The 26,179-nt window shown below is 65.9% G+C and carries 24 protein-coding genes; 12 read left to right on the forward strand and 12 right to left on the reverse strand.

Features of this window, described 5'->3' with window-relative positions; all coding sequences use genetic code 11:
• Window positions 1–3 precede the first annotated feature (3 nt).
• The 4 genes from P0086_RS22740 (at window position 4) to P0086_RS22755 (ending at window position 5,264) form a co-directional block, all read left to right on the forward strand.
• On the forward strand, window positions 4–735 hold the full coding sequence (locus P0086_RS22740; RefSeq protein ID WP_112615566.1) for a hypothetical protein: 732 nt from the start codon (window positions 4–6) through the stop codon (window positions 733–735).
• An 86-nt stretch (window positions 736–821) separates the two neighbouring features.
• Window positions 822–2,984: a hypothetical protein gene (locus P0086_RS22745; RefSeq protein WP_275790292.1), complete on the forward strand. Its 2,163-nt coding sequence runs from the start codon at window positions 822–824 to the stop codon at window positions 2,982–2,984.
• Window positions 2,981–4,300 carry a glycosyltransferase family 4 protein gene (locus P0086_RS22750; protein ID WP_275790207.1) on the forward strand — a complete coding sequence of 440 codons (1,320 nt, stop codon included), beginning with the start codon at window positions 2,981–2,983 and terminating at the stop codon, window positions 4,298–4,300. The genes P0086_RS22745 and P0086_RS22750 overlap by 4 nt, the downstream gene beginning before the upstream one ends.
• Window positions 4,301–4,376: 76 nt before the next feature.
• Window positions 4,377–5,264 carry a UTP--glucose-1-phosphate uridylyltransferase gene (locus P0086_RS22755; RefSeq protein WP_112604696.1) on the forward strand — a complete coding sequence of 296 codons (888 nt, stop codon included), beginning with the start codon at window positions 4,377–4,379 and terminating at the stop codon, window positions 5,262–5,264.
• Between the two features lie 148 nt (window positions 5,265–5,412).
• Here the strand turns inward: P0086_RS22755 and P0086_RS22760 are convergent, their stop codons facing one another.
• The 10 genes from P0086_RS22760 to P0086_RS22805 form a co-directional block, all read right to left on the reverse strand.
• Window positions 5,413–6,372: a hypothetical protein gene (locus P0086_RS22760; protein WP_275790211.1), complete on the reverse strand. Its 960-nt coding sequence runs from the start codon at window positions 6,370–6,372 to the stop codon at window positions 5,413–5,415.
• Window positions 6,373–6,636: 264 nt separating this feature from the next.
• Window positions 6,637–8,181 carry a 2,3-bisphosphoglycerate-independent phosphoglycerate mutase gene (gene gpmI / locus P0086_RS22765; protein WP_275790214.1) on the reverse strand — a complete coding sequence of 515 codons (1,545 nt, stop codon included), beginning with the start codon at window positions 8,179–8,181 and terminating at the stop codon, window positions 6,637–6,639.
• 42 nt (window positions 8,182–8,223) lie between these two features.
• Window positions 8,224–9,177: a LysR family transcriptional regulator gene (locus tag P0086_RS22770; protein WP_275790217.1), complete on the reverse strand. Its 954-nt coding sequence runs from the start codon at window positions 9,175–9,177 to the stop codon at window positions 8,224–8,226.
• Between the two features lie 37 nt (window positions 9,178–9,214).
• Window positions 9,215–10,720: an ethanolamine ammonia-lyase reactivating factor EutA gene (locus P0086_RS22775; protein WP_275790219.1), complete on the reverse strand. Its 1,506-nt coding sequence runs from the start codon at window positions 10,718–10,720 to the stop codon at window positions 9,215–9,217.
• A 42-nt stretch (window positions 10,721–10,762) separates the two neighbouring features.
• Entirely contained in the window at window positions 10,763–11,983 is a 1,221-nt protein-coding gene (locus tag P0086_RS22780) for a hypothetical protein (protein WP_275790221.1), read from the reverse strand.
• A gap of 125 nt (window positions 11,984–12,108) precedes the next feature.
• On the reverse strand, window positions 12,109–12,963 hold the full coding sequence (locus P0086_RS22785; RefSeq protein WP_112615552.1) for an NAD(P)-dependent oxidoreductase: 855 nt from the start codon (window positions 12,961–12,963) through the stop codon (window positions 12,109–12,111).
• Window positions 12,964–13,085: 122 nt separating this feature from the next.
• Window positions 13,086–14,090 carry a tripartite tricarboxylate transporter substrate-binding protein gene (locus tag P0086_RS22790; RefSeq protein WP_112598246.1) on the reverse strand — a complete coding sequence of 335 codons (1,005 nt, stop codon included), beginning with the start codon at window positions 14,088–14,090 and terminating at the stop codon, window positions 13,086–13,088.
• Window positions 14,091–14,128: 38 nt separating this feature from the next.
• Window positions 14,129–15,127: a tripartite tricarboxylate transporter substrate-binding protein gene (locus tag P0086_RS22795; protein ID WP_275790225.1), complete on the reverse strand. Its 999-nt coding sequence runs from the start codon at window positions 15,125–15,127 to the stop codon at window positions 14,129–14,131.
• A 147-nt stretch (window positions 15,128–15,274) separates the two neighbouring features.
• A complete protein-coding gene (locus tag P0086_RS22800; protein WP_275790228.1) occupies window positions 15,275–15,805 on the reverse strand; it encodes a tripartite tricarboxylate transporter TctB family protein in 531 nt (176 codons plus the stop codon).
• Window positions 15,802–17,313: a tripartite tricarboxylate transporter permease gene (locus P0086_RS22805; protein WP_112598241.1), complete on the reverse strand. Its 1,512-nt coding sequence runs from the start codon at window positions 17,311–17,313 to the stop codon at window positions 15,802–15,804. Before P0086_RS22805 ends, P0086_RS22800 begins: the two co-directional genes overlap by 4 nt.
• 559 nt (window positions 17,314–17,872) lie before the next feature.
• On the opposite strand from P0086_RS22805, the gene P0086_RS22810 reads away from it, so the two are divergent.
• The 4 genes from P0086_RS22810 to P0086_RS22825 all read left to right on the forward strand — a co-directional run bounded on the left by P0086_RS22810 (window position 17,873) and on the right by P0086_RS22825 (window position 21,067).
• On the forward strand, window positions 17,873–18,460 hold the full coding sequence (locus P0086_RS22810) for a chromate transporter (protein ID WP_275790231.1): 588 nt from the start codon (window positions 17,873–17,875) through the stop codon (window positions 18,458–18,460).
• Window positions 18,453–18,992, forward strand: a complete 540-nt coding sequence (locus tag P0086_RS22815) for a chromate transporter (protein ID WP_275790234.1) — start codon at window positions 18,453–18,455, stop codon at window positions 18,990–18,992. Before P0086_RS22810 ends, P0086_RS22815 begins: the two co-directional genes overlap by 8 nt.
• Before the next feature lie 135 nt (window positions 18,993–19,127).
• Window positions 19,128–19,997, forward strand: a complete 870-nt coding sequence (locus tag P0086_RS22820) for a hypothetical protein (protein WP_275790236.1) — start codon at window positions 19,128–19,130, stop codon at window positions 19,995–19,997.
• Window positions 19,998–20,026: 29 nt separating this feature from the next.
• Window positions 20,027–21,067, forward strand: coding sequence for an amidohydrolase family protein (locus tag P0086_RS22825; protein WP_112598235.1), 1,041 nt, complete (start codon window positions 20,027–20,029; stop codon window positions 21,065–21,067).
• Between the two features lie 26 nt (window positions 21,068–21,093).
• Here P0086_RS22825 and P0086_RS22830 read toward each other — a convergent pair whose 3' ends face one another.
• On the reverse strand, window positions 21,094–21,387 hold the full coding sequence (locus P0086_RS22830; protein ID WP_112598234.1) for a hypothetical protein: 294 nt from the start codon (window positions 21,385–21,387) through the stop codon (window positions 21,094–21,096).
• Between the two features lie 151 nt (window positions 21,388–21,538).
• On the opposite strand from P0086_RS22830, the gene P0086_RS22835 reads away from it, so the two are divergent.
• The 3 genes from P0086_RS22835 to P0086_RS22845 all read left to right on the forward strand — a co-directional run bounded on the left by P0086_RS22835 (window position 21,539) and on the right by P0086_RS22845 (window position 24,367).
• Complete coding sequence (locus tag P0086_RS22835; RefSeq protein WP_275790240.1) at window positions 21,539–22,648, forward strand: alcohol dehydrogenase catalytic domain-containing protein; 1,110 nt, start codon at window positions 21,539–21,541, stop codon at window positions 22,646–22,648.
• A 125-nt stretch (window positions 22,649–22,773) separates the two neighbouring features.
• Window positions 22,774–23,451 carry an RraA family protein gene (locus P0086_RS22840; protein ID WP_148150961.1) on the forward strand — a complete coding sequence of 226 codons (678 nt, stop codon included), beginning with the start codon at window positions 22,774–22,776 and terminating at the stop codon, window positions 23,449–23,451.
• Window positions 23,452–23,506: 55 nt separating this feature from the next.
• Window positions 23,507–24,367, forward strand: coding sequence for an alpha/beta hydrolase (locus tag P0086_RS22845; protein WP_275790243.1), 861 nt, complete (start codon window positions 23,507–23,509; stop codon window positions 24,365–24,367).
• 20 nt (window positions 24,368–24,387) lie between these two features.
• Here P0086_RS22845 and P0086_RS22850 read toward each other — a convergent pair whose 3' ends face one another.
• Entirely contained in the window at window positions 24,388–25,323 is a 936-nt protein-coding gene (locus P0086_RS22850) for a LysR family transcriptional regulator (protein ID WP_112598231.1), read from the reverse strand.
• A gap of 166 nt (window positions 25,324–25,489) precedes the next feature.
• Here P0086_RS22850 and P0086_RS22855 point away from each other — a divergent pair, with 166 nt between their 5' ends.
• Window positions 25,490–26,086, forward strand: a complete 597-nt coding sequence (locus P0086_RS22855; RefSeq protein WP_112598230.1) for a HupE/UreJ family protein — start codon at window positions 25,490–25,492, stop codon at window positions 26,084–26,086.
• Window positions 26,087–26,179: the final 93 nt, after the last annotated feature.

Raw genomic sequence — 26,179 nt, forward strand, 5'->3', positions numbered from 1 at the left:
CGCATGGCCAACCCCGCTGAACGACCGGACGCCGCCCCGGAACAGGACAACGTCAAGCCGGTGAACGGCCGGGTCGACGCCATCGACCAGGGCCGGATCTTCGGCTGGGCGTTCGATCCGATGGCGCCGGAGCAACGGCTGACCATCCGTGTCCTGCTCGACGGCAAGGTGATCGCCGAAGCGGTCGCCGATCGCAACCGCCCGGACCTGCGACGCAACGGCATCGGCGACGGCAAGCACGCATTCGAAATCGCGCTGCCCGATCCCGTGCAGTCGCGCGCGAGCGAGCTCGTCGTCGTCGCCCTGAACGGCAGCGGCTCCGAGCAGGCCCTGCGCGTTCCCCAGCCGGACGAGCAGGCGGCGGAGGCGCTCATCGCCGCGCCGCTCGCCAAGGTGCTGGACAAGCTCGACGTGCTGATGGCCGCGCAGCGGCAGTTGCAGGTCTCCCAGCGCTCGCTGCAGCGCGCCCCGGAAATCGATGCCGACAAGGCCGAAACCGTCGGCCTGACCGAGATCGGCTCCGCCGTCGAAGGCCTCGGGACCGACATCAACCAGCGACTGAACGATCTCGATGTCCATCTGATGCGGCTGGATGGGGTGGTGGCCGGAATGGAAAAGAGCCTGACTGCGCTGCAGAAGCGCACGAACGCCGATTTCAAGCCGCTGCTGCTGCTCTTGTTCGTCCTGATGGGATTTGTCGCAGGCGCCGGCGTCGCCTTGATGGCCAGGATCTGATGCAGGGAGGGAAAGGCGTGCCGGTTGCAGAACAGTCCCACACGGCAGCGACCGCCGCGACAGGCAGGCACGGCGCCAGCCGGGCCCTGCGCGCGGGAAGGGTCGTCGGCTGCCCGGTCGACGAGGCGACCGTGCTGTTCATCGGCCTCGGCCGGGTCACGGCCGGAGACGTGGTGGTCGCAGTCGACGGAGACCAGGCGGGAACGCGACGCGCCTTCGTCTCGAACTGGCGAATGCCCGCCCCCTCGCCGCGGACCAGGCAGGGTTTTGCAGCACTCCTTTCGACCGACGGCACGGACCGGGCGCTGACGACGATCCGCTTCGAGGACGAGGCGGCGGGCGCACATTACGTCGTCGCACCCCGTCCTGCCTCCGCGGAGGAAGCGGCCGCACTCCTGGCCGAATCCGCCGGACCTCAGGCCGCCGCCGTCATGGACCGGCTCGTCGACGCCCTGATGGCCGGCAACGTCTCCTTCCGCGGTCTCAGGACCATCGCCGCGCTGTTGCAGGCGACCCATGCGAGCGATGGCTTCGTCGAACTGGTCGGCGAAAGCCATGACGGGGCGACCTTCCTGCAGGGCTGGAGCCGCAGCATGGCCCCCGGGCGTTGCCGGGTATCGGTCGTCGGCAGTGCTGCGCCGGTGGTCGCGGACTGCGGCATCGCCGTCTTCCCCCGCCCGGACGTTCCCGACGGGGCGGCGGGCTTTGTCGGCCTCCTCGATGCCGACGGCGCCGCCGACGTACGCGACATCGAAGGCCTGGTCTTCCGGGGCCGCGCCGGCTGGCGGTATGCCGCCGCCCACGCCCGCAAGCGCATCGCCGGCCCGCTCGACACGCCCGAGCATATCCGGTCGGTCCTCTTGCGCACCCAGAGCGCACCGGACGTGCTCTTGTCGCTGCGCGCGGCCGCCAACAGCTTCGAGGGCAAGGAAACCGTCTCCGGCCTGCCGTATCCCGTCCGGATGGGACTGGACAACGCCTTCGAAACGGACGGCGGAAACCTCCTCGTCTCCGGCTGGCTGTACGACCCCGACAATCACGTCGCGGCGGTGCGCCTGCGTCGACACAGGGCCGCAGCCCGCCTTGACGAGTGCTGGACGCGCCTCGACCGCCCCGACGTCACGGACAGTTTCGACGACCAGCCGGATTTCGCACCGGGCCTTCGGGGCGGACCACAGGCGCACGGCTTCGTCGCCCACGCCCGGTTGGCGGACGCAGACCCCGAAGCGCCTCTCTACTTCGAGCTGACGCTGCGGGATTCACGCCGGGCGTTTCTGCCGGTGAAACCGACCCGGGCCGCAGCCCGCATGGCGGCCCTGCGCCAGATCGGCGCCATCGATCCGGCGACCTGCACGTTGCAGTCGATCGTCGATGCGCAGATCGTCCCCTTCCTCAGCGATTGCAAGAGATCGGCGCCGGTCGTCGACGCCACCATCGATGCCGGCGCCTTCGACGAGGACTGCGGCCCGCCGATCGTCATCGGCGCCGGCGAAGGCGAAGACCACATGTCTCCGCTTCTGGCCCTGCTCGCACTCGACCCGGAGACGCGGGCCGCGCCGATCGTGATCGCCATCCCCGCCGAGCGCTTTTCCAGGCAGGCGCCCCGCCTCATCGAACTCGCGCGGTTCTATCGCCTCTCGGCCCGGCTGGTGTCGGCGAAGGGAGCGGGCGACGTCTACGACCTGCTGGAGGCCGGCACGCAGGCGCTCACCTGTGAAACCGTCGTATTGCTCTCCGCCGCGCTGATCCCGCACGGAAAAGGCTGGTACGGCAGGCTGGTGGCCACGGCGGCGACCCTGAAAGGCAGCATCGTCTCCCCGGTCCTGGCCTACGAGGACCATTCCGTCCGCTGGGCGGGAAGCTGGATCAACGACGATCCCGACGACCAGCCGGTCGTGGGCCGCTATGCCGGATATCCGCTCAAGGCGGTCACCGCGATGAAGCTGACCCGCATTGCGGCAGCCTCGCTCGAATGCTGCATCATGCCCCGCGACGCCTTGCAGCGCGCGGGCGGCTTTTCCGGCGGCTACATGGGGTCGCAGGAAAAGGGCCTGGATCTCGGCCTGCATCTCAGCCTGTCCGGCATGGAGTCCTTCCTACTGCCTTCGGTCCAGCTGTGGGGCTGCGACGACACGCCTTGCCCCGACACCCCCGCAATGGCGGCCGTCGTGGAAGAGATCGACCGCAAGATCTTCAAGCGCCGCTGGGCGTCGGCCCTCAGGAAGGAATCGGAGAAGAGAGCCGTATGAACGAACAGCTTCGCGTTCTCGTCGTCTCGCATGCGCATCCGACCGTCTCGCTCGGAGGCGCGGAAATCGCTTCGCACAACCTGCATCGCGGCCTGAATGCGCTGCCGAACGTCGAATCGGTCTATCTGGCGCGCGTCGGCCATCCCGTGCCGCGGCATGCCGCTTCCGCCCTGATGAGCCATCGCCTCGCCGATGACGAGGTGCTCTTCCACACCGACGACTACGACCACTTCTTCCTGTCCAACGGCGACACCCAGGCGATCAGCCGGGATCTGCTGCGTTTCGCCCGCGACCTCAGGCCCCATGTCATCCATTTCCATCATGTGCTCGGCATCGGCCTCGAGGCACTCTATGCCCTGCGGGAGGAATTTCCGCATGCAGCCATCGTCGTCACGTTCCACGAATACCTGTCGATCTGCCACAATCACGGGCAGATGGTGAAGCGCCCCTCCGGCCAGCTCTGCGAGACGGCCTTCCCCACCGCCTGCCACGGCTGCTTCCCCGACATTCCCGTCTCGCACTTCCTGAAGCGGGAACTGTTTGCGCGCGGGATGCTCGGCCTCGCCGACGCCTTCGTCTCCCCCAGCCGGTTTCTGGCCGACCGCTACGTCAAATGGGGCCTCGAAGAGGAAAAGCTCTGCGTGATCGAAAACGGGATCACCGTGGAGGCGGCCGCCCCCGCACGGGATCTGCAGGGCCGCAACCCGCGCCGCAACCGCTTTGCCTATTTCGGCCAGATCACGCCGTTCAAGGGCGTCGACGTCCTGATCGACGCGGTTTCGCGCATTCCGAAGGAGACATGGGGGGAGGACTCCTGCCTGATGATCTTCGGCGGCAACCTCGAGCGCCAGCCGATCGAGTTCCAGGAGCGGATGAAGAAGCTCATCGCCGACGCCGGCCAGCGCGTCCGCTTCTACGGCGCCTACCAGAATGCCGACATGCCGCGCCTGATGCGCTCCGCCGACTGGGTAGTCCTGCCGTCGGTCTGGTGGGAAAATTCGCCCGTCGTCATCCAGGAGGCCCTGCTCCATGGCCGGCCGATGATCTGCTCGGACATCGGCGGCATGGCGGAGAAGGTGCGCGACGGCAAGGACGGCCTGCACTTCCGCGCCGGGAGCAGCCAGGACCTCGCCGACCGGATCGTCGAGGTCCTGAGCGACACCCGAAGCTGGGAACGGCTGCGCGCCACCATGCGCCGACCGGCCGACCACATGGCCTGCGCACATGAACACCTCAAGCTCTATCGCAGGCTGCTGCGGCAAAAGCTCGATGCCGCCGGCGTCGAGAGCCCCGGGCTGCTCGCGCACGCGCTCTAGCGAAGAACACCCGTCCCGATCTCCCACCCCTCGAGCAACACCGTTCGAACGCTCGCATGAACTGGAGGCTACCCACATGCACACGAAAGTCCGCAAGGCCATCATCCCCGCCGCCGGTTTCGGAACCAGGATGCTGCCCGCCACCAAGAGCGTTCCCAAGGAGCTGCTGCCGATCGTCGACCGGCCGATCCTCGACTACATCGTGGCCGAAGCCTTTGCCTCCGGGATCGAACACGTCGTCATCGTCACCGGGCGCATGAAGGGGGCCATCGAGGACTATTTCGACCACGCCTTCGAGATCGACGTCAGCCTGCGCAACGCCGGCAAGCACGGCCTGGCCGACCGGATGGCGCAGCACACGCCGGGCACGGGCAGCATTTCCTTCGTTCGCCAGCAGCAGGCGCGCGGCCTGGGGCACGCGGTCTGGACGGCGCGCCAGATCGTCGGCCGCGAGCCCTTTGCCGTCCTGCTCCCCGACATGCTGATGGTCGACGACAAGCCCTGCCTCCAGTCGATGATGGAGCTCCATGGCCGCCATGGCGGCAACGTCATCGCCGTCGAAAAATGCGCCCCCGAAGAGGCCCACAAGTTCGGCATCGTGTCGCTGAAGCCGACCGGCGACGGCCCGGTCGTGACGGGTCTGGTGGAGAAGCCGGCGCCCGGCACGGCGCCGAGCAACCTGTTCATCTCCGGACGCTACATCCTGCAGCCGGAGATCTTCGACCTGCTGGAGACCCAGGCGCCCGGCGCCGGCGGCGAGATCCAGCTCACCGACGCGATGATCGCGCTGCTCGGCACGCAGGAGATCCGGCCGTTCGAATTCTGCGGCCGCACTTTCGATTGCGGCTCGCCGGCCGGCTTCGTCAGCGCCAACCTGCACATGGCGCTCGCCCGCGCCGACCTCGGCGCCAGCGTCGACATGGAGATCGAAACCCTCGCCGCCGCCCGCCGCGCCGTCGCCTGAGCCTGCGGCCGTATCCGCTGCCACACATCTCTCTCCCGAAACCAGATCCCGGTTTCGGGAGACGTGCATCGGCCGGCAGTGGCCCGTGCGGGCGCCGGATCCGCGGCAACCTCCGGCCTTCCGCAACCCGCCCGGAGGACGAGTCGGATCAGGAAAGGGTGCCGCCGCCGTCCGCCCCGCGGCTGCGCGCGATGCGGCCGTCCAGTTCGGCGATGCGGTGGGCGAAGCCGAGGTTGCCCGGCTGAGAGGCCAGGGCGTCCTCGAGCATGGTCCGCGCCGTCGCGAGATCACCGTCGCGAATGTGGCGGTTGGCGCGGTGGTAGAGGAAGTTTGCCCGCTCGACCGGAGAGAAGCCGGCGCCGAACCGTGCATGGAAGTGGTCGGCCCAGGCACGGTGGCGCGCGATCGCCGTCATCGCGATCTGATAGGGCCGCATCGGCGCCGCGACCCTGGCCGTGCGGACCAGCGCCCGCAGTAGCGCCAGATCGTCGTCGCGGCAGGCCTCGATCAGCGACAGCGCGCGCGCCGTCCCGGTGAAGGCCCGGACGGTGCCGTGCCCCGTCATGTGTACCGGGATGAGATTCGTCCGCTCCTGCAGTGCGGCGATCCGTTCCGCATGCCGGCGATCGACGGCATGGAACGGATCGAAGAAGAGATAGGCGCGGCCGGCGGCGTGATCGGGCGCGATCCCCATCCTGGCGTGAAGCTCCGGCGAGAAATGCCGTGCGAACCGGCCGTCGAACGGAACGGCCTTCGGATCGATCGAGACCTGCGGGCAAAAGGCGATGGCGATCGTGGCGTCGAAACGCCTGCGGTAGCGCAGCGCCGCGTAGCCGCCCTGCGAGTGGCCGTAGAGGATCCGCTCGGGTGCCGCGCGCAGGATCGGTGCGACCGCATCGACCGCCTTGACGATGCTTGCCGCCGGAAACCAGTTCGGCCGTCGGCTGATGAAGCCCAACGCCGAAATGTCCGCCTTGTCGCAGAACCGCTGCCCCCAGTACCGGCTGCCGTTCGCCTGCATCTCCATCTCGTTGAAGGTGACGAGCAGATAGGGCGAGGACCCGGCACGATGTATGACTTCAAGGTTATCGTCAGAATATACGATCATCGCCCACCTGAACTCCAATTATACTTCAATATTTGAAATACAATTCCTTCCCCTCCAAATAGACAGAGATTCCGGTTCGAAATCAACCGCGCCCGCAGACGAAGAACATCGCTTTCCGGAAGTCCCGACGACCGCACCGCGCCGCCTGACGTGCCCGCCACCGTAAGAAAGCCCGCCGTCTTTTGGACAGCGGGCTTTGGGTTGATCTGGTGCGGGGCCCGAAACGATGGAGACTGGCCTGTGGCCTCCGCATGCAGCGCCCGGCTAGACTTGCTCGCTCGTGCTGTCGCTCGAAATGAGGGACGTGCCGGTCATGGCCGCCGGCCTTTCTATGCCCATGAGCGAAAGGATGGTCGGCGCGACATCGGCGAGGATGCCGTCGTGCAGCGCGCGCACATCCTCGCGCCCGAACAGGAAGACCGGCACGGGATTGAGCGTATGTGCGGTGTGCGGCTCGCCGTTGACCGGGTCGATCATCATCTCGCAGTTTCCGTGATCGGCAATGACCAGCAGACTGCCGCCGGCGGCCGCCACGCGGTCGGAGACCTGGCCGAGCGCGGCATCCACCGTTTCGACCGCCTCGATCGCGGCGGCAAGGTTGCCGGTATGGCCGACCATGTCCGGATTGGCGAAGTTCACGACGACGAGGTCGTACGCACCGCTGTCGATCGCCTCGACCACCTGTCCCGCCAGCTCCGGCGCCGACATCGACGGCTGCAGATCATAGGTCGCGACCTTCGGCGAGGGCACGATGCGGCGGTCTTCCGACGCAAAGGGCGCCTCGCGACCGCCGTTCAGGAAGTAGGTGACATGGGGGTATTTTTCCGTCTCCGCCATGTGGATCTGCGTGCGACCGGCCTTCGATACGGTCTCGCTCAGACCGTCCACCAAAGATTGCGGCGGAAACAGCGTGTGCATGACCGCATCGAGCTCCGCGCTGTAGGACACCATGCCGATCGCCATCGCCAGACGCGGCCGATCCTGTCGCTGAAAACCGGAGAACGCCGGCAGGAGCAGCGCGCCCAGAATTTCGCGGACGCGATCCGAACGGAAGTTGGCACAGAGGACGCCGTCGCCGTCCCGGATGCCTCTGTAGCCGTCGATCACCGTCGGGGCGATGAACTCGTCCGTCTCGCCGCGTTCGGCAGCCTCGCCGACGGCCTTTTGCGCAGTCTCGGCCACATTGCCCTGGCCGGATACGATGGCCCGATAGGCCCGCTCGACACGATCCCATCGGTTGTCGCGATCCATGGCATAGAAGCGGCCGCTGACCGTTGCGATCGTGGCCTCGGCCGGCAAACCGGCGGAGAGGCGGGCCAGAAAGTCGCCCGCCGATCCCGGTTGCGTGTCGCGACCGTCGGTGATGGCGTGAATGACCGGTTTCACACCGAGTGCTACGAGGGCTCGCGCCAGTGCGGCGATGTGATCCTGATGCGCATGGACCCCGCCCGGGGAGACGAGGCCGATGATGTGGCAGGCGCCGCCCGTCTCCTGCAACAGCGCAGGCAGGCCGGTGCCGGCCAGCAGTTTCGTCAGGCTGTCGTCCGCCACGGCCGCGTCGATGCGCGGCAGGTCCTGCATGACGATGCGCCCTGCGCCGATGTTGAGGTGGCCCACCTCCGAATTGCCCATCTGCCCTTCCGGCAGACCGACCGCGGGGCCGTGCGTCGTCAGGAAAGCGTGGGGACAACGCGCCCACATGCGGTCGAAATTGGGCGTCGTTGCCTGGAGGATGGCGTTTCCGTGCGGGTCTTCGCGCCAGCCCCACCCGTCCATGATCATGAGAACTGTCGGCTTCCTGTCTGCCACGCCTGTCCCTTTCCGCTGAGCTTCAGCACTACCGTTGTTCATCTATCCCGGCACCGATACCTTCAGCCGCGCTTCGAGGATCGCAAGGAACGCACGCAGCTTCTTCGGCACGAAGCGGCTCTTCGGATAGAAGGCCTTGATGACCCGCCGGGAAATGATCTGGCTTTCGAAGATCGAAACGAGCCCGCCGGAATCGATCTCCCGTGCGACGCTGTAGAGCGGCAGGCGGGCGATCCCCGCCCCCTGAACCGCGGCCAGGACGATCGCACTCTCGAAATTGGAATGGAAGACGCCGTCCACCTGCACCGCGACGTCCTGCTCGCCGAGCCGTGCGGTCCAGAGCCTGGGGTCCGGCTTCTGGGTCGTATGGATCAGGCAATTGTGGTGGCGCAGGTCCTGTGGCTTTTCCGGGCGAGGATGCCGCTCCAGGTAGGCCGGCGCGGCGCAGATGACATAGGGCGCCGGGCCGAGCTTGCGCTCGAAGAGGCCGGTGTGAAAGGAATCATCGTCATCGAAGTCACGGCTGCCGATGACGACATCGACGCCGCGCTCCATCAGATTGACGGAGCTGGCCGATACCGTCAGCTCGACCTTCACCGTCGGATAGAGCGCGTTGAACTCGATGATCGCCGGCGCAACGAGGGCCTGGCCGACCCCGGGCGTGGAATGCACCCGCAAGGTGCCGATCAGCTCGGTGCCGAGGCCGCTCGCGTCGGCCTTCGCCGCCTCGATCTCCGACAGGATCCGCACGCAGTGATCGAAGAACACCGAGCCGGCATCGGTCAAGAACACGTTGTGCGTCGAGCGGTTGAGCAGCGTCAGCTTCAAGACGTTCTCGAGCTGCGTGACGTGCTTGCTCATGTAGGACGGCGACTTGCCGAACAGCTTCGCCGCAGCGGTAAAGCTTCCGTGCTGTACCACGCGCGCAAAGATGACGATATCGTTCAGATCGAGCCCGTCGAAGCTCGATCGCGTTGCATCGGAAGAACTGACCATCGCCAACGTATTGGCACAAGCCGTCGCGTCCGGCAATTCAGGAGAAGAGCAGGGACTTGATGACAACGGGGATGACGCCCGGCGGGTTCATGAACTCGCCCAGATCGACGAAGTCGAGATCCTTCAGGCGCACGCCGTCGACGGAAATCAGGTGGGAATGGATCCCGAGCTCGCGGTCGAGGATGCGGCCGATCGTCTGGCCCACGTCTCCGTCTATCATCAGCACGAGCGGCTCCGCGCGCTTGCCGTCGGGTGCTGCGACCGCCTTGATCGCCTGCGCCACCGCCAGCAGCCGCTGATAGTCCGGCGCGCCCGTCCAGGAGAAGGCAAACGCCACCATCGCCGCCGTGTCGCGGTCCTGCCGGTCGGCGCTCTGGCGGAAGGCTTCGGCGATCTCCGTCGCGTCGATGACGTCGGGAAGTTCCCGGCCGAGATGGACCACCGGGATGTTGTGCCGCGGCAGGACGTCGGCACCGTTCATGTAGAGCGTCTTGCCGCTCACCTGCACGGTGAACTGCGAGGCGCCGATGACGGTCGCCCGTATGCGCTGCCCGGCATCGACGATCGGGATGCCGATGCGCGGGGTGAGCTGCGTGACGATCTCGTCGGCCAGCAGCCGGGCGATGTCGCCATGGTCCTTGTCCTCGTAGCCGAAGATGTATTCCGAGACGCCGCCGGAGAAGGTGAGATAGCTCGGCGCCACGCGCCGCTCGAGCGGCTCGGTCAGAAGGAAGCGCTGGCCGAGGGCGTCGAGCGGCCCGCCCAGGATCTCGTCCACGGCGAGAGCGGCAAGACGCCGGGCGATCGCCGTCCTGTTGGCCGGGTCCGCCATCGCGCCGGCGTCGGTGGCGATCCCGAGTTCCTCGGCGACGAGGCGGGCCGAATCGTCGAGCCGCGACCAGACGCCCTGCCGGTCCTGTGCAACGAGCCTGCCGCCGACGGCAAAGGCTGCGACGCTGATGATCTCGCCATTGTCGATCAGGGCGAGCTTCGTCGTCCCGCCGCCGATGTCGACATGGAGGCCGCAGGCGCCGCGCTTCTTCGACAGCGCCGTGGCGCCGGATCCGTGCGCCGCCAGCATGCATTCGAGCTTGTGTCCTGCCGTGGCGCAAACGAAGCGGCCGGATTCGTTGGCGAAGATCTCGTCGATCGCCCGCGCATTCGTCTTCTTGATCGCCTCACCGGTCAGGATCACCGCCCCGGTGTCGATATGGCTGCGGCGGTAGCCGGCATCCTCGTAGCAATGCTGGAAGAAATGGCGTAGTTCCCGCGCGTCGATCGTGCCGTCCGGCAGGAAGGGCGTGAGCAGGATCGGCGAACGCCAGACGATCTGCCGGTCGATCACCACGAAGCTGCTGGACAGATCCTCCGTCTCCCGGCGCAGCACGACGCGGGCGAAGAGCAGATGCGAGGTGGAGCTGCCGATGTCGATGCCGACGGTCAGGAGTTCGACCGTCTCCTGCTTCCACAGCCAGTCGGCGATCTCCTGCCGCTCGCTCTCGGACATGTCCTCATGTTCGTGTTCGAAGTCGAGATCGTGCACGTTCCTGCCGCCTCCCCTGGTCTTTCCCGCCCTTCAGAGCGCTCAGCTTGCGGGGCCTGCGAGGATCGGCGTCTGGATGACCCCCGTCAAGCTCTCCTTCGGCAGGGCCATGATCGCCGCCTCGTCGAACAGATCGCCCATTGCCGAAGGAACGCCGGTCTTCTGCAGCTCCTCCAGGAATTTGCGGTGAACGCGCGGATCCTGATCCTCGTACTCGATCTGGCGCCCGCCATCCTTCACCGAGGTCGCCCCGCCGCCTTCGGCGCTCTTGCGCCTGAGCGAGATGAACGGATAGCGGCGGCTGCCGAGGCTGCAGGCGACATAGCGCGCCGGCTGGCCGCAGGTGTTGAAGTGCTGGTGATACATCCAGAAAGGCGGCGTGTACATGAAGCCGTGCCGCCACGGGATCTCCTTGAATTCGCTGTCGCCCTCGTACCACATCAGCGAATAGCCCTCGCCGTCGACCGCATGGACGTGGGTGCCGGCGGCGTGGCGATGGGCCTTCTTGTAGCGGCCGACCGGCATCTGCGAAACATGCGAGTGCATGGTGCCGTCGGCGAGCACGAAGTTGACGTTGAGCGAGCCCCTGCCGCGGCCTTCGAACTCGTAGAGCTTGAAGCTCGTCAGGTCGTGGACGAAATTCGTCTCCCAGATGTTCTGCACCTTGCGGGCCGAATCCAGCCCGTAGGAATAGAGCGATCCGTCGCCGTCGAAGTGCTTGGCGCCGCCGATGCGATCCTGGAAGACGAAGTCGTTGGCGAAGACGAAATCGAGATTGTGGTAGAGATTGATGGTCAGCGGCGCATTGTTGGTGCAGGAGAGCCGCACCGTCTCGATGCCGGAGCCATTGTTGAACTGATACTTGCAATTGAGCGGAATGGCAAACAGCGCCTTGGGACCCCATTCGAAGGTGCGGGTCTCGCCGCTCGGAAGCCAGACGGTCGTCGAGCCGTAGCCGGACAGGACGTAGAAGAAGGCCTCATAGAGGTGCTTGACCGGCCGGGTCTTCTTGCCCGGCAGGACTTCGATGACGTAGTTCGCCATGAAGTCGCCCATGCCGTGGGTGTGGGCGAAGCAGCCGCGCGCCTCGTAGCGGTCCCATTCGCCGGTCTCCAGGGCCAGGAGGTCGTGGCCGAGATCGAGATGGATCGGAATGCCTTCGTTCTTCGACCAATCCTTGTAGGGATCGACCAGGAACTTGCGGTTTCCCGGATCAGGCGTCACCGTCGGCTCGAGAGGCGATGTGCTGGGCGTGCTGGTCATCTCTTTCACTTTCGCTGTTCTTTTCGGCTCTGTAGCGTGGCCGAACTATGGAATTTCGGGGCCGGCGCCGGTAGTGCGTTTTCGGAAAAGACATTTTCCCAAGCGCACGGTCCGGCGCCCGAGGATCAGGCCAGGCCGCCCTCGCTCGCTGCGAGCGGCCGCACGGTGCGGCCGAGATAGGTCGCCTCCGGGCCGTAGAGCAGTTCCTTCACGTCGGCCGCCTTCAGGGTCTTGACGATCTGGTCCACCTGGCCCGAGAGCGGCAGCATCAGCCCTGCCTTCTGGGCGAGCTCCATCGTCACGTCCATGTCCTTTTCCTGCCAGGTGAAGCGGGTCGTGTCCCAGCGGGCGAGCGTGCCGTTGGTTCCGGGGCAGGCGAGCAGGATTTCGCGCATGCGCTGGGCGTCGAGCCCGTAGCGCTTGGCAATCAGCAGCGTCTCGAAATTCGCGACGCAATGGATCCAGTGCAGGAGATTGTTGCAGGACTTGGCGATCTGCCCCGCCCCGAGCGGGCCGACATGCACGACGTCGCGGCTGTAGCAGGCAAGCAGCGGCCGCACCCGCTCCACGTCCGCCTCCGCGCCGCCGCACAGCGACAGGAGCGTCCCGTCGCGGGCACCCGAAGCGCCGTAGACCACGGGCGCATCGACGAGATGCTGCCCGCGCGCCTCGATGCGCGGCTTCAGCGCCAGCATCGTCTCGGGGCTGATGGTCGCGGCCACCACGATCGTTGCGCCGGCGGCGTCCGACAGCCCGTCGCAGACCTCGACCACCTGCTGGTCGGTCGCGACGACCAGCAGGAACACGTCTGCGGAGCCTGCGGCATCGTCGATGCTGTTCTTCGGTTGGAGGCCCTGCTCGGCCGCCTGTTTCAGCCTTTCCGGGCTGATATCGAACGCCGAGACCTCGAAGCCCTTCCTTCTGATGTGACCGCCCATGGCAAGGCCCATCTCGCCTGCACCGATGACTGCAATTCTCATGTTCACCTCGAATGATCACGGCCGGGCCGGCTGCAATGTCAGATGCTGTGGCCCAGTCCCGGGTCGGCTCGACACAGGGCGGGCGGCCTCGCCGGAAGCCGCCCGCTGTCTTGGTCTGACGATCAGTCCTTCTTCAGCGTTTCCTGGAGGAAGGTCACGATTTCCGGCGACTGGTTGAGCGCGGCCTTGACCACGGTTGCCACGTCATCGCCGACCTTCGGGTCGACCGGCAGACCGAGCGACTTCGCCTTTTCCAGGAACGCCGGATCGGTGGTCGCCTTCGTATAGGCGTCACGCAGGGCCTGCAGGCGATCTTCGGGGATACCGGCCGGGCCGGCCGACAGACGCGAAATGTTGCTCTGCGAGGCGACGAGCGCGATCACCTTCTGGGCCTCGGCGTCGTCGGTCATGGAGGAGAGCTGCGGCACGTCGCTTTCCGAGCCGCCGATCTGGGCAATGATCTTCGCATTGCCCTCATTGACGAACTCCTGGAACGACGACCGCGAGGCGATGATGCCCTGCACTTCGCCGCGGCGCATGGCGAGCTGGTCGTCGCCGCCATTGTAGCCGGAGACGATTTCGACCGGCAGGCCGAGCGCCTTGACGAGCATGGTCGTCTCGACGGTGGAGGCGCTGCCGACACCGGCGGAGGCGAACTTCACCGGCTCCTTGCTGTTCTTCAGCTGCTCGAAGCTTTCGATGCCCGAATCCTTGGTGACGACGATGACGCGCGGGTCGGACGCGACCTTGCCGATCCACGACATGTTGCCGAGGTCGAACTTGATGGCGGGGTCGCCGGCCAGCTGGCCGTAGATGAGGCCGGTGTTGAAGGTGCCGAAGGTCAGGCCGTCCGGCTCGGAGGCATAGACGTAGTTGGCGCCGATCAGGTGGCCGGCGCCCGGCATGTTCTGGACGACGAAGGTCGAGCCGGGCAGATATTTCTGCATGAATTCGGCGACGAGACGGGCATTGGTGTCGTAGCCGCCGCCCGGAGCGGTTGCGACGATGTAGTTGACCGTCTTTCCGTTGAAGAATTCGGCGCCTTCCTGTGCGAAAGTCGGCGTCGCAGCCATCGCGGCGATCGTCGCTGCGCCGAAAATGACTTTGTGTAGTACATGCATGCTCATCGGGTTCCCTCCCAGTTGTAGTCGGTGAAGAGCGAGCCTCAGCCCTCGCTCAATGCTTCTTTCAGTGCGTCGATGACGTCGGGCTTCTGGTCGAGGGCTTTCTCGACGAGGGCACTGACGTCGTTACCGACGAGCGGATCGACCGGCAGGCCCAGCGTGCGGGCCTTCTCGATGAATTCCGGGTCGGATGTGGCTGCGACATAGGCGTCGCGGAGCGCCTTGAGACGGTCTTCCGGTATGCCTGCCGGACCGGCGGTCAGGCGTGAAATCCCGCTCTGGGACTCGATCAGCGCAACGACCTGCTTGGCCGTATCTCCGTCGATCATCGAGGAGAGCTGCGGCACGTCCGTGTCGTTGCCACCGACCTGGGCAAGGATCCGGCCCTTGCCCTCATCGATGAATTGCTGGAACTCCGAGCGCGAACCGATCACGCCCTGCACCTCGCCGCGCATCATGGCGAGCTGGTCTTCGTTGCCATTATAGCCCGATACGACCTGGATCGGCAGCTTCAGGGCCTTCACGAACATCGTCGCCTCGATCATCGAGGCACTGCCCTTGCCCGCCGTGGCGAACTTGATCGGCTGCTGCAGCGCCTGCAGCTGGGCAAAGCTCTCGATGCCCGATTCCTTCGTCACGATGATGACGCGCGGATCGGACGCGACCTTGCCGATGAAGGACATCTTCGTCAGGTCGAACTTGATGTTCGGATCGCCGCTCAGCTGCCCGTAGATCAGACCGGTGTTGAAGGTGCCGAAGGTCAGCCCGTCCGGCTCGGACGCGTAGATATAGTTGGTGCCGATCAGGTGGCCGGCGCCCGGCATGTTCTGGACGACGAAGGTCGAGCCCGGCAGGTGCTTCTGCATGTACTGCGCCACCAGCCGGCCGTTGGTGTCATAGACACCGCCCGGCGACGTGGCGACGATATAGGTGACGGTCTTGCCGTCGAAGAAGGCCGCCCCGTCCTCGGCCCGGGCGCCCTGCGACCCGGCCGCAAGAAGCGCGGCGGTCAGCGCCAGTGTCGAAGCCTTTCCAATCATGTGCATTGTCTCCTCCCAAGTTGCCGAAACTGCCTGATCAGGATGCAAAGGATCCTCCACCGCCGGTCGAACCGGCCAGTGCCCAATGCCTTCCATTTCTGATGGTCGCGGCGCCCCGGTTTCGGGACGCCCGTCTTTCGCAAGTCCTCAGATCGCGCCGATGCCGAGCAAGGTCAGAAGGCGCGGCGTGACGAAGCCGGAAAACAGCTGGATGTGCAGCAGGGCGCCGAACATCAGGTAGAGAACGAGCGGTGCGGCGACAGCGAGCGAAAGGGTCATCCTCCACGACGCCTCCGCCTGTCTGCGCAGGAACGTCACCAGCAGGATCGGGATGCTGACATAGAACCCGAAGGCCAGGATGCCCGCCACGAAGGCCACGAAGTAGATCCACATGGTGATTTCCTGGGACACCGTGTGCGGACCGAATTCGGGCAGTTCCGGCTCCATGCCGGGCACCTCATGGGCGATGCCGGCGCGCGGGGCGCCGTGGAAGGCGCTCTTCGGCGAGTGGAAGAGGTCTATCGCCAGCTGGACGAGACAGAGGACGATGGCCGGAACCCCCACGATCAGCGGCATGAAACGAGCCTTTGCCGGGAATTCCATCGCCAGCCCGACCATCACGCTGAAGAAGACGAGCATGATGATGGTGAGCCAGGTGCTGAAGGAATAGTGTCTCATGTGTTGACCTCCATGCCGGCATGGGGCTTGCCCGGCCGGAAGTTACGGTAGAAGGCGTAGACCATCAGGCCGACGATCATGCTGATCAGCACGAGCGACAGCGGACGCAGGAAGAAGGAATAGCCCCACAACTGCAGCGCCTGATGGAGCGAGGCTTCCGCCTGTCCGCCGAGCACCAGGCCGATGACGAAGGGCGAGCGGGGCCAGCCGGCGCGCTGGAAGCCGTAGCCGATCGCGCTGAAGAGCACGAGGACCACCAGGTTCTGCCACTGCACGTCGCTGACGAAACAGCCGATCGTCACGAAGATCAGGATGAAAGGCACCAGCATGCGGCCGTTGACGAAGGTCAGCACCGCGATCCAGCGGCAGGAGACCAAGAGGATGCCGACGGCGATCAGATTGCCGACCACGAGCGCCCAGATCAGCGTCCAGACGAGGTCGAGATGCTTGGTCACCATCGTCGCACCCGGCTGGATGCCGAGGATGAGGAAGGCGCCGAGCAGGACCGCCATGCCCGAGCTGCCGGGGATGCCGAAGAACAGAGTCGGCAGCAGCGAGCCGCCTTCCTTGCCGTTGCTGGCGGTCTCCGGGGCGATGACGCCTTCGATGGCGCCCTTGCCGAAGCGTTCCGGCGTCTTCGAGCTCTGCACGGCGTGGCCGTAGCAAAGCCAGGCCGCGGTCGAGCCGCCGAGGCCCGGGATCATGCCGATGACGGCGCCGATGACCGAGGTGCGGATGACCAGCCACCAGTGGCGCGGCACTTCCGCGACGCCCGACAGAAGCTGGCGATAGGAAAAGCCCTTGTCCATGGACACGGCCGAGATCGAGCCGCCCTTGGTGGCGAGCGACAGCATTTCCGGCACCGCGAACATCGCAAGCACGGCGGTCACGAGGCTGACGCCGTCCCACAGGAACAGCATGTCGCCGGCGTAGCGGGGCGTTCCGGTGATCGGGTCCATGCCGATGGTCGACAGCATCAGGCCGTAGAAGCCGACGATGAGGCCCTTGACGATCTTGCTGCCGCTGGCGAGGAAGGCGATGAAGCTGATGCCGAGAAGGGCGATCAGGAAGAATTCGGCCGGGCTGAACATCAGGATGACCGGCTCGAGCACGGGGATCATGATGGCGAAGACGACGGCGCCGATGATGCCGCCGACGCCGGACGCCGTGATGCTGGCGCCGAGCGCCCGGGCTGCCTGCCCCTGCTTGGCAAGGGGATAGCCGTCAAGCGTCGTTGCGGCGTCGTCGCCGTCGCCCGGAATACCGAACATGATGCTGGATATCTGACCGCTGGTGCCGTTGACGGCGTGCAGCGTCAGAAGAAAAACCGCACCCGCAACCATATCCATGCCGTAGACAAACGGAATTGCCATGGCGATGGAGAGCTTTCCACCGATACCGGGCATCACGCCGACGAGCAGGCCGCACACGACCGCAATCAGCATGAGACCCATGATGTGGGGCGTGCTCACAAGACTGAAGAGCGCCCCGAACATAGTCTCGATCATTTTTGGTTCCAATCCTCCCGTGAGACGGAAACGACGCTGCCTGCGCAGCGCTTCCTCCCGTCTGGCATTGGCCTGCGATTTCCTCCCGCAGGCTGGGCAACTGCCGTCTTTTCGCGTCGGCTGTCTGCCATTCGCATTTGTCAATTAGCGCCACCGGGCCAGCGTTTGTCCAAAGCAAAAAATTATGCTTAGTCCAGCAGTTTTTGCGCGGACAGCGGCTTCGAGCGATGCGCGCGCCGTCCGCCGCCGACGCCGGATCGGCATCTATCTTTTTGAAATCGCTAATACTCGTCGCCGATTTCGCCGACGGTGCGCAAACCGCCTTTGCGGCGCCCTCCAGGACCGCGCACGCCCAGGACATTTTAGCATTCCGGAATATGGACGCCAGCGCATTAAGTTTTTCTTACTTCGAAGCTAAGCCGAAATGGCATGGACTTCGCCCTTCCTTGGCCCCTAGCATTCCCTTCGTCGCGCGACGCACCGATGCCGCGCCTTTCCGGCCATGATTGCGCCCACCCCCCGGCCCGCTGCCGGCGGGCTGATGCCGTTCGGAGTAGAAATGGACAAACCCGTCGACAAGAGTGAAGCCGTGGCGGTCCAGCCGGTGACGGTGCTGGAGCTGCTCACATCCTTCCTGCGGCTCGGGGCATCTTCGTTCGGCGGCGGGATGACCGGCTGGACGCATCGCGAGATCGTCGAACGCCGCCGCTGGCTGACGGACAGCGAGTTCCTGCAGACGCTGACGATCGCGCAGATCATGCCCGGCGCCAATCCGGTCAATCTCGCCGTCTACATCGGGCTGAAGCTCGCGGGCCTGCGCGGCGCCGCCGCAGCCCTCCTCGGCATGATCATGCCGGCCTTCCTGGCCATCCTGGCGCTGAGCTTCGCCTACCAGCAACTGCGATCCTATCCGGAGGCGCAGGCGGTGCTGCGGGGCCTCGCCTGCGTCGGCATCGCATCGAGCCTGACCATGGGCATCAAGACCGCCCGGCGGCTGAAGGCGCATGTGCTTCCCGTCGGCATCGCGGCGGGCGTGTTCCTGCTCGTCGGCGTGCTGCGCTGGCCGCTCGTTCCGGTCGCCCTCGGCGCCATTCCCGTCAGCGTCGCCGCCACCTTCTGGCTCGAAAGGAAAAACGGTCGTGGATGACGACAAGCTCCTCAACCTGATCATGATGTGCATTCCGCTGTCGCTGGTCTCCTTCGGCGGCGGCCAGACGATCATCGCCAGCCTGCAGCACCAGACGGTCGACGTGCAGAACATGCTGTCGGGCGCGCGCTTCACCGATCTCTACGCCATATCGCGCGCAGCCCCCGGGCCCGGCACGATGATCGTCTCGCTCGTCGGCTGGGAGGTGAGCGGCCTGCTCGGGGCGGTGTTGGCGACGCTCGCAATCTTCGTGCCCTCGTCCATCCTGATCTGCGCCGTCGGCAGCTACTGGCAGCGCCATCGCGGACGCCCCTGGGCGATCGCGGCGGAAAAGGGTCTCGCCCCTGTCGCCGTCGGGCTGATCTTCGCAGGCGTCTTCGCCGTCGGCCGCTCCGCCCAGTTCTCGCCGGTCGAGCTGGCGACCACCCTGGTCGCGGGCGCCATCCTGCTCAGGACCAAGGTCGGGCCCTATCCGCTTTTGGCGGCGGCGGGCGCGCTCTATTTCGCCCTGAGCATCGCCGGGCAGGTCTGAACCCCGCCCCCGCTTTCGACCCCATCCGACAAAATTGGCGCGGCGCGATTGACCGCACACCGATTCACAGTATGATACTTAAAAGAGAACGCTGTTCCATATAAAAGAACACTTCTCATCTGGAGGAAAATCGACATGGCTCACCCCTTGGTGCTGAAAACGGCGGTCGGACAGCACGACCACGTGAAGCCCCTGAAGGACGGACGCGTTCGCTCCAGCCGGGTCGAGCTGGTCTTCGAGGAGTTCGAACCCCTGCCGAAGGCCTTTCGCACCATGGTGCGCGGCAGCGATCTCGATGTTTCCGAAATGGCGATCGTCACCCATCTGCTCGCCCATCACTACCGCAAGCCAATCACCGGCCTTCCCATTCCGCTCTGGAGCCGCCTGCCCCACACCAACCTCGTCTGTCCCGTCGATTCCCCGGTCGAAGGGCCGCGCGACCTCGCGGGAACCAGGGTCGGCGTGCGCGCCTACGCCCAGACGTCCGGCGTCTGGGTGCGCGGCTTCCTCAGGCACGAATACGGCCTCGATCTCGACGGCATCACCTGGGTCACCATGGAAGACGCCCATCTCAGCGAATACGAGGACCCGGCGAATACCGAGCGCAACACGGGCGAACTGGCGCTCAGGCCGCTGATGATGTCGGGCGCGCTCGCCGCCATCATGGGCGAGCGCGAGGTCGATCCCGCGGGCATCCGCACCGTCATCCCGGATGCGCAGGCGACCGCCGAGGCGTGGATCGCCCGCACCGGCATCGTGCCGATCAACCACACGCTCACGGTCAAGACGGCGCTGATCGAGGACCACCCCTGGTTGGCCGGCGAACTGATGGAGATGTTCGAGGAGGCCCGCCGCATCGCCATTGAGGACGATGGCGCGACGCCGCCGCCGGTCTACGGCCTCGACGCCAATCTCGCCTCGCTGCAGCTCGCCTTCGCCTATTCGGCCGAGCAGCGCGTCACGCCGCGGCTCTACGACGCCAACGAACTCTACCCCGCGATCTGAAGCCGCCACCGGCCGTCAAGGACAAAGCCATGATCATCGACATTCACGGACACTACACCACCGAGCCGCAGGCGCTGCATCAGTTCCGCGACAGGCAGCTTGCCGGCCTCGCCGACCCGATGCGCCGCCCGCTCACCACCGATCTCGGCATCACCGACGAGATGCTGCTGAAATCCGTGGAGCCGCAGCTCGCCTTCCAGAAGGAGCGCGGCAGCGACCTGACCATCTTCTCGCCGCGCGCGGCCGGCATGGCCCATCACGTCGGCACCGAGGCCGTCAGCATGCAGTGGTCGGCGATGTCCAACGACCTGATCCACCGCATCTGCACCCTGCTGCCGGACAATTTCGCCGCCGTCGGCCAGCTGCCGCAGCATCCGGGCGCGCCGCCAAAGAACTGCATTCCCGAGCTAGAGCGCATCGTCAACGAACTCGGCTTCGTCGGCGTCAATCTCAATCCCGATCCGTCGGGCGGCTACTGGACCGATCCGCCGCTCACCGACCGGCAGTGGTATCCGCTCTACGAGAAGCTCTGCGAACTCGACGTGCCGGCGATGATCCACGTCACCTCGTCGTGCAATCCCTGCTTCCACCACACCGGCGCGCACTACATCAACGGCGACACCACCGCCTTCATGCAGCTCATCCAGGGCGACCTGTTCAGGGATTTCCCGACGCTGAAGTTCGTGATCCCGCACGGCGGCGGCGCCGTTCCCTTCCATTGGGGGCGCTATCGCGGCCTGGCGCAGGAGATGAAGAAGCCGCTTCTGACCGAGCACCTGCTCAACAACGTCTTCTTCGACACCTGCGTCTACCACTATCCCGGCATCGAGCTGATGGCCAAGGTCATCCCGGTCGACAACATCCTGTTCGCCTCCGAGATGCTCGGCGCCGTCAAGGGCATCGATCCGGAGACCGGCCATCATTACGACGACACCAAGCGCTATCTCGATCAGCTGACGACGCTCGACGAGGAAAGCCGCTACAAGATCTTCGAGGGCAATGCGCGGCGGGTCTATCCGCGATTGGATGCGCAGCTTGCCAGGCGCGGCCGTCCCGGCCGGAAGGGGTGACGGCCATGCTCACCGCATCGCCCGCCTCAGCAACAGGACAGGTCGCCGTCGGAGATGATCGCGTCCTTCATCCAGTAGGGCGGCAGGTCGTCCTCCACGACCTCGGCGACGCGCTTGAAGACCTTGAACTGGTGGCGGCGATCGGGGGCGGTCCAGAAGGCGACGATGGTTTCCAGCGGCGGGCATCCGGGCAGGCCGCAGGCAACCTCCGAGACCATGATCGCCACATCCTCGTCCAGCGAAAAGCGTTCGCGCGTCCAGGCCTTGACCCGGCGGGTGGCGGCGACGGCTTCGGAACGGGCGGCAGAGGATTTGAGCATGGTGTCGGTCCTGACCTGCGGGCATCGCGGCCGGCAGCACAACGATACTTAAAAGGCCGGGGTCCGGCCTGTCAAAAACCAATTCGGAAAAACCAACCGGGCGGAAACGGCATGCCGCGCTTCGGCGGGCAGCACTTGAAAGGATGAAGAGATGACGCAACAGGTACTCGCCGCGGTTCGCACCGGCCCGGGCAAGATGGAGATGCGGGAATTCCCGATGCCCGACATTCCGGAGGACGCGGCCCTCCTGAAGATGGAAGTGGCCGGCATCTGCGGCACCGATGTCAAGCTGTTCAAGAACCCGCCGAACAACGCGCCCACCATTATGGGCCACGAGAACATCGGCTACATCGCCAAGGCCGGCCGGGAGTTCACCCGCCGCAAGGGCTTCAAGGAAGGCGATCTCGTCTTCGTCGAGCACTATGTGATGTGCGGCAAGTGCCAGTGGTGCCACCAGGGCCAGTACCGCCATTGCGAAAACACCGACTGGCGCAACAACCCCGAAGGCATCCGCTACGGCTATACCTCGGCCGAGCGCGCGCCGCATCTGTGGGGCGGCTTCGCGCAATATGTCTACCTGCCGTGGAACGCCGTCGTTCACCGCGTGCCCAAGGGCGTGACGCCGGAGCTCGCCGGCCTCGTCACCCCCATGGCGAACGGCGTCGAGTGGTCCCTGTTCGACGCCGGCGTCGGCTACAATTCCACCGTGCTCATCCAGGGGCCGGGCCAGCAGGGCCTGTCGCAGACGGTGGTCTGCAAGCAGGCCGGCGCGTCGCTGATCATCGTGACCGGAACGACGAAGGACACGGCCCGCCTGGAAGTCGCCAAGGCGCTCGGCGCCGACTATGTCATCGACGTGCAGAAGGAAGACCCGCTCGCCCGCATCATGGAGATCACCGGCGGCAAGGGTGTCGACATCTCGCTCGACTGCACGGCCGGCGCCGGCACCATTCCGATCCTGCTCGGCGTCGAGGCCTTGAAGCGCAAGGCGGGCACGATCCTGGTCCAGGGCGAGATGAAGGAGTTCCCGAACTTCCCGCTGGAAAAGGTCACCACCAAGGCGATCACCATCAAGAGCGCCCGCGGCCACAGCTACCTCGCCTGCGAACTGGCGCTCGAGCAGATCGCTTCCAACCGCTTCCCGCTGGAGAAGATCACCACCCACCGCTTCGGCCTTACGGATGCCGACCTCGCCATCCGCTCCGTCGGCGGCCAGGGCGTCCCGGACGTCATCCACGCATCGCTGATGCCCTGGGAATAAGCCGGGCCATCGACCTCCGCCGGGCGGAAACATCCCGCCCGGCTTGATCCCACCGACGCGATCCGGGCCGCGTTCATCGGCTCCCGCGTCGTCACGCCGTCAACGCAACAATGGAAGCAACGCTCGTGTCCATCGGATTCAGAATTCTGCCACGCCACCGCAAGGTGACCGCCGAAACCGCAAAGCGCTTTCTCGATGTCCCCGTCGCTTGCGTCAGCGACGCCATGAACCGCCTGACCGCCGGCGGTCCCACGCTCCGCCCGCTCCATGCCGGTGGCACCATGGCCGGCGCCGCCTTCACGGTCCGGACCCGCCCCGGTGACAACCTGATGATCCACAAGGCCCTCAAGATGGCCGAGCCGGGCGACGTCATCGTCGTTGACGCCGGCGGCGATCTCTCCAACGCGCTCGTCGGGGAAATGATGCTGTCGCATGCCCGCGCCATCGGCGTCGTCGGCGTCGTCATCAACGGCGCCGTGCGGGACTACGGCTGGATCCGCACCAACACCTATCCGGTGTTCGCCGCCGGCGTGACCCATCGCGGCCCCTACAAGGATGGCCCGGGCGAGATCAACGTGCCGATCTCGCTGGGCGGCATGGTGATCGAACCGGGAGACCTCGTCATCGGCGACGATGATGGCCTGCTCTGCGTCCCCTACGACCAGACCGAAGCCCTCTACCAGGCCGCCGCCAAAAAGCACGAGACCGAATCCAAGACCCTCGCCAATACGCTGGCCGGCAAGCTCGACCCCAAGCTCTGGGTCGACGAAACGCTCCAGCGTCTCGGCTGCGAAGGCCTCTAACCCGATCGGGCCGCGGCCGCCTCGCGGGCCGGGCATCCATTCAAGGAGATGTACCTTGGCAAACGTCGTCATCGATGGAATCGATACCTACTACGAGGTGATCGGTTCCGGCCCTCCCCTGTTGATGTGCGCGCCCGGCGGCTTCGATGCCGACGTGGAAAAGTGGCGGACCCAGGGCATCTATTCGCAGGTGAAGTTCCTCGACAATCTGACGAAGGACTACACCTGCATCGCCTTCGACCGCCGCGACACCGGCAAGTCCGGTGGCCGCGTCGAGGCCCTGCAATGGGTCGACTATGCGCACCACGCCAAGGGCATGCTCGACGCGCTCGGCATCGACAGGGCCTACATCATGGGCGGTTGCATGGGGTGCACCGTCGCCGCCGCCTTCGGCGTCGCCTACCCGCAGGCCACGGCCGGCATGGTGCTCTTCTGGCCCGTCGGCGGCGCCAGGTACCGGATCAACGGGCACCAGCGCTTTGCCGAGCATCTGGCCTTTGTCCACCAGAACGGGCTCGAAGCCGTCGTTGATCTTGCCAGGCAGCCCGGCAGCGCCTTCGGCAAGGACCCGCGCGTCGGCCCGTGGGTTTCGGTCCTGCGCACCGATCCCGCGTTTGCCGAACGCTATGCGACGCAGAACGTCGAGCAGTACAAGCTGATCGTGGCAGGCATGGTCCGGCGCCTTCTGGATCGCGACACCTCGCCGTGTGCCGAACCGGAGGAACTGCTGCGGCTTGGCATCCCGACCCTGATCGTGCCGGGCGCCGACGCGTCCCACGCGACTTCGGCAGCGCGCTATCTGCAGGAATGCATTCCGGGCTCCGAATACTGGGATGTCCCGGTCTCCGCCCAGACCGAGGCGGCCACCAATGCCCGGGTGATCGCGTTCCTGACCGGCGCCGCCGGCTCCGCCTGACGAACGGGCACGCCTCCGCCTCAGGCGGAGGCGTCCTCCAGGCCGACGAAATCGGGAAGAAATTTCTTTCCCTCGCTGGAGAGGAACGTCTCGAACGCCGCGATCAGCGGAGTCATGGCCCTGTCCGTGCGGCTGACGGCAAACCATTGTCGGCGGATCGGCAGGCCGACGACGTCCAGGATGGCAAGCTCGCCGGCCTGGACCTCCGCCGCCACGCTGTGGGCGGCGAGGAAGGCCACGCCGTTGTCGGCCAGGATGGCCCGCTTGATGTCCTCGATCGATTCCATCTCGGTGTTCGGGCCATCCGCCCGTCCCGGGATTTCGCTCATGAAGCGATCGAAGAAGACGCGTGTCCCCGAATCCGGGTTGCGAAGATAGAAATGCTCGCGCGCGATCTCTGCCTTCGAGATCGCATGCCTGCCCACCAGCGGGTGATGACGGGAACTGACGGCGACGAGCGAATGCTCGCCGAAGATCGCAGCGCGCACCGAAAACTCCCGCGGCGGGCGACCGAGCAGCGCCACGTCGATCGTGCGGTTGCGCAGGCGCTCGACGGTTTCGGCCCGCCGTTCGATGACGAGTTCCAGGTCGATGTTCGGATAGGCGGCGGCGAAGGCGGCCACCATCGGCTGGGCGAAGTACTTCACGGTGGAAACGGCGCCGACGACGATCCGGCCTCTCTTCACGCCCTTGAAGGCGTCCATCTCCTGCTCGAGCTGGGCCAGCCGCTCCTCGATGTCGCGCGCGGCGGACAGGACCGCATGGCCCGCCTCGGTCGGGAACATGCCGTGCGCCATCCGGTCGAACAGCGGAACGCCGGCCTCCGCCTCGATCTGCTTGAGCTGCAGCGTCACGGCCGGCGCCGTCAGGCCGAGCGCCTTCGCGGCCCCGACGACCTTGCCTTGCTTTTCGATCGCAAGCATAGACTTCAGCTGACGAAACGTTATGTTTTTCATGAGCAAAGCATAGAAAAACTTAACACGCAGGTAAAGAGATTAAAATTTACTTTCGAGGTGGGATGGGGGATTTTCATTGTCAGCAGGTTAGCCCCCCGGACAATCCGCGACGGGAGCGAGCGGTCGGCATCTGCGCTATCGTTCGAAACATCAAGGGAATCGAGAAATGAAAGCAGCAATCAGGAGCGGTCTGCTGGCCTTGGCCGCCGCATCTCTTCCCGCTGTCGCCCATGCCCATACCGGTGTCGGCGATGCGGGCGGCCTCGTCCACGGCTTCATGCACCCGATCGGCGGCGTCGACCACGTTCTGGCCATGGTCGCGGTGGGCCTATTCGCCTCCATCCTCGGCGGGCGCGCCCTCTGGCTGGTGCCGGCGAGCTTCGTCGTGATGATGGCGGTCGGCGGCCTTCTCGGCATGCAGGGCGTCGCCGTCCCGTTCGTCGAGATCGGCATTGCCGCATCGGTCGTCGTGCTCGGCCTGGCCGTGGCGCTTCGCTGGAACCCGCCGACTGCGGCGGCCATGGGCGTCGTCAGCCTCTTTGCGATCTTCCACGGCCATGCGCACGGCGCCGAAATGCCGCTTGACGCCTCCGGCCTGCAATATGCCCTCGGCTTCATGGCCGCGACCGCGCTTCTGCACATCGCCGGCATCGGCGCGGGCCTTGCCATCGGCCGCGTCGGCGCCAATTCGGCAACCGCGATGCGCTTCGGCGGCAGCGCCATGGCGCTGGCCGGCGTCGGCCTGCTGTCCGGCTATCTCTGACGGGTTCGCATTTCCTCGCGGACGGGCCGCACACCGCTTCGCGCGGGATCGGCAAACGTAAAAGGCCGCCTCGATCTTCGAGGCGGCCTTTGT

Origin of the sequence: Mycoplana sp. MJR14 (assembly GCF_029210525.1) — a bacterium.
Classification (GTDB): domain Bacteria; phylum Pseudomonadota; class Alphaproteobacteria; order Rhizobiales; family Rhizobiaceae; genus Mycoplana.

Coding starts and splice junctions, on each gene's coding strand:
- P0086_RS22740 (WP_112615566.1), top strand. CDS start 4: ATGGCCAACCCCGCTGAACGACCGGACGCCGCCCCGGAACAGGACAAC.
- P0086_RS22750 (WP_275790207.1), top strand. CDS start 2,981: ATGAACGAACAGCTTCGCGTTCTCGTCGTCTCGCATGCGCATCCGACC.
- P0086_RS22755 (WP_112604696.1), top strand. CDS start 4,377: ATGCACACGAAAGTCCGCAAGGCCATCATCCCCGCCGCCGGTTTCGGA.
- P0086_RS22760 (WP_275790211.1), bottom strand. CDS start 6,372: ATGATCGTATATTCTGACGATAACCTTGAAGTCATACATCGTGCCGGG.
- P0086_RS22770 (WP_275790217.1), bottom strand. CDS start 9,177: ATGGTCAGTTCTTCCGATGCAACGCGATCGAGCTTCGACGGGCTCGAT.
- P0086_RS22780 (WP_275790221.1), bottom strand. CDS start 11,983: ATGACCAGCACGCCCAGCACATCGCCTCTCGAGCCGACGGTGACGCCT.
- P0086_RS22785 (WP_112615552.1), bottom strand. CDS start 12,963: ATGAGAATTGCAGTCATCGGTGCAGGCGAGATGGGCCTTGCCATGGGC.
- P0086_RS22790 (WP_112598246.1), bottom strand. CDS start 14,090: ATGAGCATGCATGTACTACACAAAGTCATTTTCGGCGCAGCGACGATC.
- P0086_RS22795 (WP_275790225.1), bottom strand. CDS start 15,127: ATGATTGGAAAGGCTTCGACACTGGCGCTGACCGCCGCGCTTCTTGCG.
- P0086_RS22800 (WP_275790228.1), bottom strand. CDS start 15,805: ATGAGACACTATTCCTTCAGCACCTGGCTCACCATCATCATGCTCGTC.
- P0086_RS22805 (WP_112598241.1), bottom strand. CDS start 17,313: ATGATCGAGACTATGTTCGGGGCGCTCTTCAGTCTTGTGAGCACGCCC.
- P0086_RS22810 (WP_275790231.1), top strand. CDS start 17,873: ATGGACAAACCCGTCGACAAGAGTGAAGCCGTGGCGGTCCAGCCGGTG.
- P0086_RS22820 (WP_275790236.1), top strand. CDS start 19,128: ATGGCTCACCCCTTGGTGCTGAAAACGGCGGTCGGACAGCACGACCAC.
- P0086_RS22825 (WP_112598235.1), top strand. CDS start 20,027: ATGATCATCGACATTCACGGACACTACACCACCGAGCCGCAGGCGCTG.
- P0086_RS22830 (WP_112598234.1), bottom strand. CDS start 21,387: ATGCTCAAATCCTCTGCCGCCCGTTCCGAAGCCGTCGCCGCCACCCGC.
- P0086_RS22835 (WP_275790240.1), top strand. CDS start 21,539: ATGACGCAACAGGTACTCGCCGCGGTTCGCACCGGCCCGGGCAAGATG.
- P0086_RS22850 (WP_112598231.1), bottom strand. CDS start 25,323: ATGAAAAACATAACGTTTCGTCAGCTGAAGTCTATGCTTGCGATCGAA.
- P0086_RS22855 (WP_112598230.1), top strand. CDS start 25,490: ATGAAAGCAGCAATCAGGAGCGGTCTGCTGGCCTTGGCCGCCGCATCT.